This is a genomic window from Methylopila turkensis, from assembly GCF_027922325.1.
Taxonomy (GTDB): domain Bacteria; phylum Pseudomonadota; class Alphaproteobacteria; order Rhizobiales; family Methylopilaceae; genus Methylopila; species Methylopila turkensis.
Window position 1 is genome coordinate 696,813 of record NZ_BSFL01000002.1, and the last position, 13,675, is coordinate 710,487.

The 13,675-nt window shown below is 70.4% G+C and carries 11 protein-coding genes; 5 read left to right on the forward strand and 6 right to left on the reverse strand.

The window, feature by feature from the left end; translation table 11 throughout:
- Positions 1 to 212 precede the first annotated feature (212 nt).
- Both PKE78_RS10035 and PKE78_RS10040 read left to right on the forward strand, forming a co-directional pair.
- Positions 213 to 986, forward strand: coding sequence for an SDR family NAD(P)-dependent oxidoreductase (locus PKE78_RS10035; protein ID WP_271200973.1), 774 nt, complete (start codon positions 213 to 215; stop codon positions 984 to 986).
- Between the two features lie 146 nt (positions 987 to 1,132).
- Positions 1,133 to 2,953: a diguanylate cyclase domain-containing protein gene (locus PKE78_RS10040; protein WP_271200731.1), complete on the forward strand. Its 1,821-nt coding sequence runs from the start codon at positions 1,133 to 1,135 to the stop codon at positions 2,951 to 2,953.
- 7 nt (positions 2,954 to 2,960) lie between these two features.
- On the opposite strand, the gene PKE78_RS10045 is transcribed toward PKE78_RS10040, so the two are convergent.
- Positions 2,961 to 4,016: an ATP-binding cassette domain-containing protein gene (locus tag PKE78_RS10045; protein ID WP_271200732.1), complete on the reverse strand. Its 1,056-nt coding sequence runs from the start codon at positions 4,014 to 4,016 to the stop codon at positions 2,961 to 2,963.
- A 425-nt stretch (positions 4,017 to 4,441) separates the two neighbouring features.
- Between PKE78_RS10045 and PKE78_RS10050 the strand changes: the two genes are divergently transcribed.
- The 3 genes from PKE78_RS10050 (at position 4,442) to PKE78_RS10060 (ending at position 9,597) form a co-directional block, all read left to right on the forward strand.
- Positions 4,442 to 5,602: an aminotransferase gene (locus PKE78_RS10050; protein ID WP_271200733.1), complete on the forward strand. Its 1,161-nt coding sequence runs from the start codon at positions 4,442 to 4,444 to the stop codon at positions 5,600 to 5,602.
- Between the two features lie 158 nt (positions 5,603 to 5,760).
- Complete coding sequence (locus PKE78_RS10055; protein ID WP_271200734.1) at positions 5,761 to 7,125, forward strand: NAD(P)-binding domain-containing protein; 1,365 nt, start codon at positions 5,761 to 5,763, stop codon at positions 7,123 to 7,125.
- Positions 7,126 to 7,260: 135 nt separating this feature from the next.
- Positions 7,261 to 9,597, forward strand: coding sequence for a trimethylamine N-oxide demethylase (locus PKE78_RS10060; RefSeq protein ID WP_271200735.1), 2,337 nt, complete (start codon positions 7,261 to 7,263; stop codon positions 9,595 to 9,597).
- Positions 9,598 to 9,604: 7 nt separating this feature from the next.
- Here the strand turns inward: PKE78_RS10060 and PKE78_RS10065 are convergent, their stop codons facing one another.
- From PKE78_RS10065 to PKE78_RS10085, 5 genes are all read right to left on the reverse strand, one after another.
- Positions 9,605 to 10,573 (reverse strand): energy transducer TonB, encoded by a 969-nt coding sequence (locus tag PKE78_RS10065; RefSeq protein ID WP_271200736.1) that lies wholly within the window; start codon positions 10,571 to 10,573, stop codon positions 9,605 to 9,607.
- Positions 10,560 to 10,997, reverse strand: coding sequence for a TonB system transport protein ExbD (gene exbD, locus PKE78_RS10070; protein ID WP_271200737.1), 438 nt, complete (start codon positions 10,995 to 10,997; stop codon positions 10,560 to 10,562). The genes PKE78_RS10065 and exbD overlap by 14 nt, the downstream gene beginning before the upstream one ends.
- A gap of 6 nt (positions 10,998 to 11,003) precedes the next feature.
- Complete coding sequence (gene exbB, locus PKE78_RS10075; RefSeq protein WP_271200738.1) at positions 11,004 to 11,972, reverse strand: tonB-system energizer ExbB; 969 nt, start codon at positions 11,970 to 11,972, stop codon at positions 11,004 to 11,006.
- On the reverse strand, positions 11,969 to 12,412 hold the full coding sequence (locus PKE78_RS10080) for a hypothetical protein (protein ID WP_271200739.1): 444 nt from the start codon (positions 12,410 to 12,412) through the stop codon (positions 11,969 to 11,971). The genes exbB and PKE78_RS10080 overlap by 4 nt, the downstream gene beginning before the upstream one ends.
- A gap of 245 nt (positions 12,413 to 12,657) precedes the next feature.
- Positions 12,658 to 13,632, reverse strand: a complete 975-nt coding sequence (locus tag PKE78_RS10085) for an HpcH/HpaI aldolase/citrate lyase family protein (RefSeq protein ID WP_271200740.1) — start codon at positions 13,630 to 13,632, stop codon at positions 12,658 to 12,660.
- Between the last annotated feature and the right edge of the window lie 43 nt (positions 13,633 to 13,675).

Consider the following 13,675-nt stretch of genomic DNA (forward strand, 5'->3'; position numbering starts at 1 on the left):
CCTCCCGAACGGTTGCGTTCGAGGCGTCACGGGGCGCGTGGCCGCGACGATCGGAAAATCGCGACTGCGGCGCGACGCTTCTTCCTGACCAAGAGCCTACGCCGATCCGCGGCGAAGGCCAGCGCCTTCCACACGAGCCGGCCGGCGTGGCGCGCCGCGTGGCGCTGCGCTATGTCGGGCTCTCGCCCAAAGACGAATGGAAGCGATCGCCCATGTCCTACGCCATGCTCGACCCGAAGACCCTGACCGTTCTCGTCACCGGCGCCACCTCCGGCTTCGGCGCCGCGGTGGCGCGCCGCTATGTGGCGGAGGGCGCGAAGGTGATCGCGACCGGCCGCCGCCGGGAGCGTCTGGACGAGCTCAAGGCGGAGCTCGGCGACCGCCTTCATGTCGAGACGCTCGACGTGCGCGACCTCGCCGCGATCGAGGCCATGCTCGCAGGGCTGCCGGAGCCGTTCGCGGCCGTCAACGTGCTGATCGCCAACGCCGGCCTCGCGCTCGGCCTCGGCCCGGCGCAGGAGGTCGACATCGCCGACTGGCACACGATGATCGACACCAATGTCACGGGCCTGGTGAACACGGTGCGCGCGGCGCTGCCGGGCCTGATCGAACGCGGCGGCGGTCATGTGATCACGGTCGGCTCGGTCGCGGGCGACTACCCCTATCCCGGCGGCAACGTCTACGCCGGCACCAAGGCCTTCGTGAAGCAGTTCGCCCTGTCGCTGCGCTCCGACGTGCAGGGCAAGAACGTGCGCGTCACCAACATCGAGCCCGGCATGGTCGAGACCGAGTTCTCGCTCGTGCGCTTCAAGGGCGACGACGGCCGGGCCGCGAGCGTCTATGACGGCATCGAGGGCATGACGGCGGACGACGTCGCGGAGACGATCTTCTGGTCGACGACGCTGCCGCGCCACGTGAACATCAACCGCTTGCAGATGATGCCGGTGCAGCAGGCGTTCTCCGCCTTCGACATCAAACGCGTGTAACCGCGTGCTCATGCGATCGTGACGGGGACGACCGCGTTTTAGACGTCCCGTGAAACGAAATCCTAGCCGTTACGCGCGCGAAATGACGGGATTGGATGGGCCCTCGTGATACAGAGGGCCGAATAAGCAGGGCCGGGACAGCCCGAATGCAGCACCGCCTTCCCCGGATCGTCGTCTTCGCGCTGGTCTACGGCGTCGTGGCGTACCTCACGATGCGCTTCGGCCGCGCGGCCGGCGTCTCCGCCGTCATCTGGCCGGCGGGGGCGCTCGCCATCGGCATGATGGTCGCCTTCGCCCAACGCTCGGCGGTCGAGATGGCGAGCGCGGTCGCGATCGTCGCGATCGTCAATTGCGTCGGCCATCTTGTGGTCGGCGACCCGGTCTGGGTGTCCCTGACGCTCGGCGCCGCCAATGGCGTCGCCCTCGCCGCCGCGCTGTGGATGTTCGAGCTCGCCGGCGTGTCGCGCGACCAGCCGACGCGGATACGCTCCGTCATCGCTCTGTTCGTCATCGCCGCCTTCAGCACCTTGCCGGGCGCGGCGATCGGCGGCGTCACGATTTCCTTGTGGCGCGGCGAGCCCCCAACGCCGTTCGTGCTGTCGTGGTGGCTCACCCACTTCGTCAGCCTCCTGATCCTGGTGCCTCCGTTCCTGTTCTGGCGCGACCGGGAGGGCCGCGCCGCCGCGCGCGAGGCGGCCTCCGCGACGCCCGAGGGGCGGCGCCAGCGCCAGCGCCGCGGCCTCGAGATCGTGCTCGCCGCCGCGGCGCTGACCGTCGCCGGACTGATGGTGCCGCTCACCGGCGAGACCGTGCTGCTGGAGCTCAGCGCGACGATGCTGCTCTGGTTCGGGCTGCGCTTCGGCATGCTCGTGACGGCGGTCTCGATCGCGATCTATTCGGTCTGCGTCGTCGCCGCCGCGCTCATGGGCGTGTGGCCGGGCGCGGAGAGGGGCGTCGCCGAAATCCTGCTGCCGCTGCAGGCGACGCTGGCGCTCACCACGCTGCCGTCGCTGGTCGTGGCCGCGATCATGTCCCAGCGCGAGCGGGCGCGCCGGCAGCTCGCGACAGACGCTCGCCGCCTCGGTTACGCGCTCGAAGGCGCGAACGACGGTCTGTGGGACTGGGACCTGCGGACGGGGAAAACCTTCTTCAGCGCCCGCTATCACCGCATGCTCGGCTTCGAGCCGGACGGCTGTCCGCCCGGCCGCCTGTCCTGGGCCCAACTGATGCACCCCGACGACCTGCCCCATGCGACCCGGGCGTTCGAGGACCATGCCGCCGGACGGACCCCATTCTACGAAAGCGAGATGCGGTTCAAGCGCCGCGATGGCCGCTGGATCTGGGTGCTGGACCGCGGCAAGGTCGTGGAGCGCGACGCCGAGGGCGCCGCGCTGCGCGCGGTCGGCACGCTGACCGACATTTCCGAGCGTAAGGAGCTGGAGCGCGCGCTGGAGCATCTCGCGACGCACGACACGCTGACCGGGCTCGCCAACCGCGGCGCCTTCGAGCGCGGCATGGCCCGCGCCGCGGCGCGGCTCGACCGCCAAGGCGGGCGCGTGGGCGTGCTCCTGATCGACCTGGACCACTTCAAGTCGGTGAACGACACCCACGGCCACCCCGCCGGCGACGCGCTGCTGCTCGCGACCGGCGTGCGGCTGCGCGGCGCCGCGCGGACCGACGACCTGGTGGCGCGCCTCGGCGGCGACGAGTTCGCGGTGGTCGCGACCGGCCAGTCGGCGGCGGAGTTCGACGCGCTCGCCGCGCGCCTGTGCGAGACGCTGGCGGCGCCCGTCATCGGCGACGGCTTCACCGTCACGCCGAGCGTGTCGATCGGGGTGGCGGTCGCGACAGCGAGCTCGCAGGTCGGCGACAAGCTGGTGCAGCGCGCCGACCGCGCGCTCTACGCCGCGAAGAGCGCCGGGCGCGGCACGTGGCGGTTCTTCGGCGGCGCCAGCAACGTCGCCTGACGGCGCGTCAGGCGACGAAGCCGAGCTTCTCGACGCCGAGGCCCGCATCCTCCAGCCGCTCGCAGGCGGCGGTGAAGTACGGCTCGTCGGACGGGGCCGCGACGATCAGCACGCCGAACGGCTGGCCGCCGAGCTGGCCGAGCGAGCCCGCCACGATGCCGAGGTCGAACCCGAGCTCGCGCGCCACTTCCGTCAGCACCGGCCGCGTTGCGGCCGGGCCCTCGAAGGCGAGCCGCAGCAGCGCCTTGCCGCGCGGCGTCGGGTCCTGCGACAGCTTCTCGCTCAGGAAGGCGGGCAACGCGGCGCCGGAGACCGCGGCCGCGAACCGGCGCGTCACGCTGCGCTTCGGCCGCGCCACCACCTGGGTGGTCGGCCCTTCCTCCACGATGCGGCCGCCGTCGAGCATCGCGACGCGGTGGGCGATGGCGGCCACCGCCGTCATGTCGTGGCTCGCGAGCAGCACGGTCGCGCCGCGCTCCTTGCTGGCGCGGGCGACGGCGGACAGCAGCGTGCGCGCGCTTTCGGGGTCGAGGCCCGCGGTCGGCTCGTCGAGCAGCAGGACGTCGGGCGCGCCGCAGAGCGCGCGGGCGAAGACCGCGCGGCGGCGTTCGCCGTCGGACAACTGAGCCGGGTGGCGTCCGCGCGCGGAGGCGAGGTCCGCGAGGTCGAGCGCATGATCGACCTCGCGGGCGATGGTCGCCGCGTCGTGACCGGCCGCCTGCAGCCGGACCGCGAGGTTCTCCCCCAGCGTGCGCTTGGCGTCGAGGCCGCCGTGGCGCGCGACGACGCCAATGGTCGGGCTCTCGCCCGCAAGCTCGATCGCGCCGGAATCCGGCGTTTCGCGGCCTTCGACCAGCCTGAGCAGCGCCGACTTGCCGGCGCCGGAGCGGCCGATTACGGCGAGGATCTCCCCGCGCGCCGCCTCGAGGTTCACGCCGTCGAGCACCGAGACGTCCGAGCCGTCCGCGGCGCGGTAGACGAGGCGCACGTCTTTGATCCGCACGACGGCGGCGGACGGGACGACGGGAGCGGCGAGCCTCGCAGCGAGCATGGGGGCGTTCATGGGGCGTCCTCGGGGCAGGTCACCCTATCGAGCGTGGGCGGCTCCCGCAAAAGTTCTTTGGACCAATGTTTCGCGTCTTGCGTGTATATGCACGGGCCGCAACATGACCCGTCCGGTCAGCGTCGACAGGGCGGACGTTTAAGCGATGTCGTCATGACGCTTCCTCTCGAGCCTTCAGGCCCACGGCGGGAAACGTCCAGGCGTTTCCCGATCCGTGGCGCTTTAGCGATTGGTGACGCGGCGCAAGCTGCCGTTCAAAAGCCGCGGATCGCGCGCATGGCGCCGCACCCTTTCGTACTTTTGTCGGAGGCGCAGTTCGTGTCAATATAAAACATGACCAGTTTGGTAGATTGTATTTATAATCGTTATGGATGCGTGCTTTAAGCTCGCCCGCCTCGACCGGTGAGAAAGTCGACTGCCGCATCATGCCCCCGATCCGCTTCAATCCGGTGTTCGACGCGCTGCCGGTCACGGTGTTCGAGACGATGTCCCGGCTCGCCCGCGAGACCGGCGCGATCAACCTGGGCCAGGGCTTTCCGGACGACCCCGGCCCCGAGGACGTGCGGGCCAAGGCCGCCGAGGCCGCGCTTCACGGCTGGAGCCAGTATCCGCCGATGATGGGGCTCGCCGGGCTGCGCGAGGCGGCCGCGGCCCATTACGCCCGCTGGCAGGGCGTGTCGCTCGATCCCGAGCGCGAGGTAATGGTCACCTCCGGCGCGACCGAGGCGCTCGCCGGCGCCCTGCTGGCGCTGGTCGAGCCCGGCGACGAGGTCGTGCTGATCCAGCCGATGTACGACGCCTATCTGCCGCTCGCGCTGCGCGCCGGCGCGACGCCGCGCTTCGTGCGGCTGGTCCCGCCGGACTGGCGGCTCGACGTCGACGCCATCCGCGCGGCCGTCGGTCCCCGCACCAAGGCGGTGGTGCTGAACAATCCGCTGAACCCCGCGGGCGCCGTCTACGGCCGCGAAGACCTCGAGGCTCTCGGCGCCGCGCTCGAAGGCTCGGACGCCGTCCTGATCGCAGACGAGGTCTGGGAGCACGTCACCTTCGACGGGCGCGCGCATGTCTCCGCGCTCGCCATCCCAGCCTTGCGCGACCGCACCTTCAAGATCGGCTCGGCGGGCAAGATCTTCGCCATGACCGGCTGGAAAGTCGGGCTGGTCTGCGCTGCTCCGCATCTGATGCGGGTCCTGTCGCGCGCGCACCAGTTCCTGACCTTCACCACGCCGCCCAGCCTGCAGGAGGCGGTCGCCTACGGGCTCGGCAAGGACGACGCCTGGTTCCTCGACGCGCGCGCCGCGCTCGGCGCCAAGCGCGACCGCTTCGCGGCGGCCTTGCGCGCCGCCGGCTTCGCCCCGCTGGCCTCGGCCGGAACCTACTTCCTGAACCTCGACATCGCCCCGCTCGGCGTGACCGACGACGCCGCCTTCTGCGAGCGTCTGGCTCGGGAGGCCGGCGTGGCTGCGATCCCGGTGTCCGCCTTCTACGCCTCGGACAAGGTCACGACGGTGGCGCGCTTCTGCTTTGCCAAGCATGACGCCACGCTCGACGCCGCGGCCGCGCGGCTGGCCGCGTTCCGCTTCTGACAGGTCGGAGCGGATCCTCCGGACTTTCGTCCGAAGAAAATTGATTGACACCCACGAAAGGATCGCGGAGCATCCCGACACAACGCACGGGTCGCTCACGCAACCCTTGCGGGCCGACGCAGCATAAACCGATCAATCGGACCGTCGAGGGGAATGTCTTGAGCAAACGGATCGCAGTCATCGGGGCGGGGCCGAGCGGGCTCGCCGTGCTCCGCGCGTTTGAATCCGCCCGCGCCGCGGGCGTCGAAGTGCCCGAGATGGTCTGCTACGAGAAGCAGTCGAACTGGGGCGGCCTCTGGAACTACACCTGGCGCACCGGGCTCGACGAGTTCGGCGAGCCGGTCCACGGCTCCATGTACCGCTACCTCTGGTCGAACGGCCCGAAGGAGTGCCTGGAGTTCGCCGACTACTCCTTCGAGGAGCATTTCGGCCGGCCGATCCCGTCCTACCCGCCGCGCGCCGTGCTGCACGACTACATCGCCGGCCGCGTCGAGCGCTCGGGCGTGCGCAAATACTGCAAGTTCAACCACGCCGTCCGCGACGTGGAGTGGAACGCCGAGACCGAAACGTTCACCGTCACCGTCACGGACCTCGCCGCCAAGAAGCGCGTGACGGAAGAGTTCGACTACGTGTTCGTGGCGAACGGCCACTTCTCCACCCCGAACGTGCCGACCTTCGAGGGCGTCGAAAAGTTCCTCGGCCGCGTGCTGCACGCCCACGATTTCCGCTGCGCCGACGAGTTCGCGGGCAAGCACGTGCTGCTGATCGGGTCGAGCTATTCCGCGGAAGACATCGCCACCCAGTGCCACAAGTACGGCGCCAAGAAGATCACCTTCAGCTACCGCACCCGCCCGATGGGCTTCGACTGGCCGGAAAGCTTCTCGGAGAAGCCGCTGCTGACCAAGGTCGTCGGCAGGACCTGCCACTTCAAGGACGGCTCGACCGCCGAAGACGTCGACGCGATCATCTTCTGCACCGGCTACCTCAACCATTACCCGTTCCTGCCGGATGATCTCCGGCTGGAGACGCGCACGAGCCTTTATCCGCCGAACCTCTACAAGGGCATCTTCTGGGAGAAGAACCCGAAGCTGATGTACATCGGCGCGCAGGACCAGTTCTACACCTTCAACATGTTCGACGCGCAGGCATGGTACGCCCGCGACGTGGTGCTCGGCCGCATCGCGCTGCCGGACTACGACGCGATGCACGCCGACAGCGAGGCCTGGGTGGCGCGCAACGGCGAGCTCGCCGGCGCCGACCAGATGATCGACTTCCAGACCGACTACGTGCGCGAGCTGCTGGAGCCGACCGACTACCCGCCTCTCGACGTCGACACCGTGGCGAAGCTGTTCAAGGAGTGGGAGCACCACAAGGTCGAGGGCATCCTCACCTACCGCGACCGCGCCTACCCTTCCGTGATCACGGGCACGATGTCGCCCTCGCACCACACGACCTGGATGAAGGCCATGGACGACTCGCTGGAGGCCTTCCTGAACCAGCCCGCGAGCCAGGCCGCGGAGTAAGCCGGGCGTCATCCCGGCCGAAGCGAAGCGGAGAGCCGGGATCGCGCGCCGGGCCAGGCGCCTTTTTCTGACGACGATCCCGGATCGGCGCGGCTCCGCCGCTTGTCCGGGATGACGCCGCGATTGGAGACATCCATGGACGCCACGCCCGCCACGCATCCCGTCCGCCTCACCACACTGGTCGCCCGCGGCGGAGAGGCGCTGGTGTTCGACCTCGCGGCCGGCGACCGCTGCCGCGTGGTGGACCCGGAAGGGCGCCAGCCCGGCCTGATCTTCGCGACCGAGGGCGCGCTGTCCGGCGATTTCGTCGAGGCAGCCGACGACGACGCGGAGGCGGCCGCCGCCGCCAAAGCCGCGCTCGCCGCCCGCGGCGTCGACGTTACGCGCTTCGCCGGCTTCCGCCTGCTGTCGACCGACACGGCGCCCGGCGCGGTCGCGGCGTTCCAGGCCTCGACCGACTCCGTCGTGGCGCTGATCCCGGCCGGAGCCGCCATGGCGCCCGACGAGCAGACGCCGCCCACCGACCTCAAGCTCGAAATCGCGACCAACGCCCCGAACCGCGGGATTGCTCCGCCGCCGCTGGCCGAGCCGAAGCTCGACCTGCGCGTGAGGGCCGCCACCGCCGAAGCCTACCGCGTCAAAGCCGGCGACTACATCCAGATCATCGACGTCGACGGCAAGCAGTGCTCCGATTTCCTCGCCTTCGACGCCGCGGCGCTGGAGCGCGGCAAGGAGTTCGGGCTCGACCCGACCGTCACCCGCACGCTGATGGGCACCGCCAACCCCGGCCCCGGCCTACACTCGAAATATTTCGACGCGCGCATGACGCCGCTGGTCGAGATCGTGCGCGACACGGTCGGGCGGCACGACGCCTTCCTGCTGGCGTGCTCCGCCAAGTACTACGAGGACATGGGCTATCCCGGCCACGACAACTGCACCGACAACTTCAACCGTGCGCTCCGGCCCTACGGGATCGAGCCGCGGGCGGGGTGGCCGGCGATCAATTTCTTCTTCAACACGGTCGTCGGCGCTGACGACGGCATCACCATGGACGAGCCATGGTCCCGGCCCGGCGACTACGTGCTGCTGCGCGCGCTGACCGACCTCGTCTGCTCCTCCTCCTCCTGCGCGGACGACATCGACGTCGCCAACGCCTGGGAGCCCACCGACATCCACGTGCGCGTCTACGACGCGTCGGAGAACTTCTCCAAAGGCATCGCCCACCGCATGACGCCCGACGCCGAGCCCCGCCTGACGCGCGAAAGCGGGTTCCACCCGCGCACCTCCGCGCTGACCCGCAAGTTCGTGGAGTACCGCGGCTTCTGGCTGGCGGACTGCTACTCCGACGAGGGACCGATCGCCGAGTATTGGGCCGCCCGCGAGCGCGCCGCGATCATGGACCTGTCGCCGCTGCGCAAGTTCGAGGTGCTGGGCCCCGACGCCGAGGCGCTGATGCAAATCGCCGTCACCCGCAACATGAAGAAGCTCGCCGTCGGCCAGGTCGTCTACACCGCCATGTGCTACGACCACGGCGGCATGATCGACGACGGCACTGTGTTCCGGCTCGGCCAGGACAACTTCCGCTGGATCTGCGGCGAGGACTATTGCGGGGTCCACCTGCGGGAGCTTGCGGCGAAGCACGGCCTAAAGGCCTGGGTGAAGACCTCGACCGACCAGCTTCACAATGTCGGCGTCCAGGGCCCGCGTTCGCGCGAGATCCTCGAGGCCATCGTCGTCACGCCGCCGCACCAGCCGACCGTGACCGAACTGAAGTGGTTCCGCTTCACCGTCGGCAAGATCGCCGGGATCCCGGTCGTGGTCTCCCGCACCGGCTACACCGGCGAACTCGGCTACGAGGTGTTCTGCCACCCGGACAAGGCCCCCGAGGTATGGGACGCGATCATGGCGGCGGGCGAGCCGCGCGGGCTGAAGCCGCTCGGCCTCAAGGCGCTCGACATGCTCCGCATCGAGGCGGGGCTCGCCTTCGCCGGCTATGAGTTCTGCGACCAGACCGACCCGTTCGAGGCCGGCATCGGCTTCGCCGTCCCGAAGGAGAAGACCGATCCTTATGTCGGCGCGGAGGCGCTCAAGCGCCGCCGCGAGACGCCGTCGAAGAAGCTCGTGGGCCTCGACGTCTCCGGCGCGGAGCACATCGGCCACGGCGACTGCGTGCATGTGGGCCGCGCCCAGATCGGCGTCGTCACCAGCGCGACCCGGTCGCCGATTCTTGGCAAGACCATCGCGCTCGCCCGCCTCGACGTGACCTACGCCGAGCTCGGGACGGCGGTGGAGATCGGCAAGCTCGACGGTCAACAGAAGCGGATCCCGGCGACCGTGGTCGCCTTCCCGCACTACGACCCGACCAAGTCGCGCGTCCGCGCCGAAGCGGAGCCGAAAGCGGAGCCGGCCGTCGAAGCCGCGGCCGTGGCGCGCTCGGAGCCGGCGACGGGGACGTCCGCGGCGCGGGGTTGAGGGCAGCTCAGCGCGGCACGGAGAACGACATCGGAACCGTGAAGCGCTTGCTCGCGCCCGGCATGTCCGCGGGGAACGGCGGGAACGAGCCCGCCGCGCGGCGCACGGTCGCCTGCATCTCGGCGTCGATGATCGAATGCCCGGTGCTCGAGGTGATCGTCACGCCGCTGACGCCGCCCGAACGGGAGACGGTGAAGGCGATCGAGCCGCGCCCTTGAAGCCGCTGCGCCTGCGCCGCGGCCGGATAGCGCTTGTTGGCCGCGAGCAGCCCCGAGATGCGGCGGCTGTAGTCGGCCGCCGCGGCCCGCGCCGCGCCCGAATTGCTCGCCACGCCCGAGGCGCCGCCGGCGCGCTGCGCCGCGCTGTTGGCGGCCGGCGGCGGCTGGCGGGTCGGCCTGCGGGCCTGCTCCCGCTCCGGCTCGCGCCGGCGCTCGACCGGGCGCTTCGGCTCCGGCTTTTTCGCGATGGGCTTCGGCTTCTCCGGCTCTTCCTCCTTCGCGACGACCATGTCCTCGGGCGGGAGAGCGACCGCGGGCGTGACGTCGTCGGGAACCTCGACGAGGTCCGGCGGGAGCTCCAGCGCCTCGACCGGCTCCGGTTCGGCTTCGGCGGTGACGGTCTCGTCCGGCGGCGGAGGCGTTTCGTCGGGCGTAAGCTCCGGCAGCGTCTCGGGTTCGTCCTCGACCGTCTCGGTCTCTTCCGGGGTCGCCTCGTTCGCGGACTCGGCCGAGGCCTGCGAGTCCGCGACCGAAGCTCCCGCGTCCGCGGTCTGCGCCTCGCCGGACGGAGGCGGCACCAGATCCATCTCGATCGCGGGCGGCGCCTCGACGCCGGCGGTCGGCGGCGCGTTCTGCAGCACGACCCAGACGCCCGCGTGCGCCGCGAGGATCACCGCGCCGGCGAGCGTCCAGCGCGCGATGTCGCGCGCCGTTCCCCGATCGTCGGAGAGCAGCGTCAGCGCGTCAGCGTGCGCCATCGCCGCCGACGCTTTCGATCGCCACCAGCGCGATCTTGAGGTAGCCCGCGCGGCGCATGTCGTTCATCACGGCCATCAGCTCGCCATAGGGCACGGTCTTGTCGGCGCGCAGGAAGATGCGCTGCTCGCGGTCGCCCTGGGTCGCCTTCTCGAGCGCGGCGCCGACCGCGCCGCGCGGCAGCGTCTCGTTGCCGATGGCGAGCGCGAGGTCCTGCTTCACCGTCAGATAGACCGGCTTGTCCGGCCGCGGCTGCGGCTTGACGGTCGAGGCCGGCAGGTCGACGCCGACGTCCACGGTCGCGAGCGGCGCCGCGACCATGAAGATGATCAGCAGCACCAGGATCACGTCGATGAACGGCGTGACGTTGATCTCGTGGGTCTCGACGAGGTCGTCCCCGCCGCTTTCGTCGATGCGCGCGGCCATCGGGCCTTACTCCGCCGCCTTGGCGCGCCGGGGCATGAGCGCGGCGCGGTCGAGGTCGCGGCTGACGAGCCGCTGCACGGCCTGAGAGGCGTCGGCGAGCTGGGCGCGGTGAGCGGTGATGGCGCGGGCGAACACGTTGTAGATGATCACCGCCGGGATCGCCGCGACAAGGCCGATCGCGGTGGCGAGCAGCGCCTCGGCGATGCCGGGGGCGACGACCGCGAGGTTGGTGGTCTGCGCGTTCGAGATGCCGATGAACGAGTTCATGATGCCCCAGACCGTGCCGAACAGGCCGACGAAGGGCGCGGTCGAGCCGATGGTGGCCAGCAGGCCGGTGCCGACGGTGAGCTTGCGGCCCGCCTGCACCTCCAGCCGGTGGAGATGCGAGGCCAGCCGCTCCTTCACGCCTTCGGCGATCAGCGCGTCGCTAGAGGCGTCCATCTCGGCCTCGGCGGCGGCCACGAACGAGGCGATCGCGCCGCGGCGGTTCTCGAAGGCGCGCTGCGCGTCGTGGAGCGAGCGGGCGCCGGCGAGCGCCCTGAGGCCGGCGCGCACCCGCGCGGTCGCGGCCGCGATCTCGAGCGACTTGGCGAGCCAGATGGTCCAGGTGACGACCGAGGCGAAGGCGAGGCCGATCATGACCCCCTTCACCACCCAGTCCGCCGCCATGAACATGCCCCAGGGCGACAGGTCGTGCGGCACGGTCTTGGGGTCGACGGCCATGGCGGAGGGGACGCCGGCGGGCTGTCCCGCCTGTCCCGCCGCGTCGGGCTGCGCCGCCTCGGGCGCGCCTGCGGCCGGCTGGGCGGCCGAGGGCGCGGGCAGCGGCTGGCCGGGCTCGACGGCCTGGACCTCGTCGGCGGGCGGCAGCGTCTGCGCGGGAGACGGCGCCGGCTGCTGCTGCTGTGCGGCGGCCGGGCCGGCCGCGACGCCGGCCGCGAGCGCGAGGGCGAGGAGCGCGGCGGCGAGCCTCACTTCGAGAACTCCACGTCCTTCACGCGGGAGGTTACGCCGACGAGCGCGAGGCAGTCCTCGCCGGCTCCGGCGCCGCAGCTCGTGACGTCGTTCAGAAGCACGCGGCTGACCTCGTCGCAGGCGATCTCGGTCGCCTCGAACAGCTTGACGGTGGTCTTGGAGGCGCGCAGCGGGCCGGCCTCCACCGCGAGGCGCCGGGAGATGACGCCCTGCTTGTCGAAGAACACGAGATCGAGCTTGAGGCTGTCGAGCGCCTTGTCGGTGGTGTTGTTGGCGACCAGCGAGATCCGGCAGGCCTTGTCGCGCGGCTCGAACCGGTTGAGTTCAAGCGCGACGCCGGAGGCGGCGAAAGCGGACGAGGCGCAGCCGAGAGCGACAGCCGCGCCGGCCGCGAGAAGGGCGGACGTGCGCGCCGCGCGCGCGAAATGGAACAGCGCCAAGTGCTTGCCTCCGTGATCGGCCACAACAACGTGGAATGCTGCGGGAATAAGCGGAGCCCGCGTTCACTTCAAGACTCAGCAGCCCAATTGATAATTGTTCAAAACTGGGCGGAAGTCCTCGCGAGGACTTCGCGTGCGCCGCTGGTCCTGCGACACGATCACGTGCGATCGTCGTGATCATCAAAACGCAGACGGCCGGAAGCTTGCGCCCCCGGCCGCGGGTCATGATCCGGATCGGCCGAAGATCAGGCCGCCTTCATTGCGTTGGCCTTCTCGATCAGCGCCTCGGCCATGCGGATGGAGGCGATGTCGATCAGGCGGCCGTCGAGCGCCACGGCGCCGCGCCCGGCCTTGGCGGCCTCTTCCATGGCCTCCAGAATGCGCCGGGCCTTGGTGACCTCAGCCTCGGACGGGGTGAACACGTCGTTGGCGAGCTCGATCTGGGACGGGTGGATCGCCCACTTGCCCTCGTAGCCCGCGGCGGCGCAGCGGCGCGCGGCCGAGAGGTAGCCGTCCGGGTCGGAGAAGTCGCCGAACGGGCCGTCGATGGGCCGCAGGCCATAGGCGCGGCAGGCGACCAGCATGCGCTGCTGGGCGAACAGCCACGGGTCCTGCCAGTGGGTCTCGCGCTTGCCGGCCTCATCCTTGTCGGTGAGCACGGAATAGTCCGGGTTCACGCCGCCGATGACGGTGGTGCGGGTGCGGCAGGAGGCGGCGTAGTCCGCCACGCCGAAGGACATCGCCTCGAGCCGCTTCGACGAGGTCGCGATCGCCTCCACGTTCGCCATGCCGAGCGCGGTCTCGATCAGCACCTCGAAGCCGATCTTCTTCTCGCGCTTCTTGGCCTGCTCGATCTGGGTGACGAGCACGTCGATCGCGTAGACGTCCTGCGGCACGCCGACCTTCGGGATCAGGATCATGTCGAGGCGCGGGCAGGCCTCAACGATGTCCACCACGTCGCGGTACATGTAGTGGGTGTCGAGACCGTTGATGCGGATCATCATGGTCTTGGCGCCCCAATCGATCTCGTTCAGGGCCTGGATGATGTTCTTGCGCGCCTGCTCCTTGTCGTCGGGAGCGACGGCGTCCTCGAGGTCGAGGAAGATCACGTCCGCCTTGGACGCCGCCGACTTCTCCATGAAGGTCGGGTTCGAACCCGGCACGGCCAGCTCGGAACGGTGCAGACGCGGCGTCGCCTGCTGGATAAGGGTGAAGCTCATTGTTTCCTCCTGGAGCGCTCGTGCAAGCAAATCGGCTCAGCGC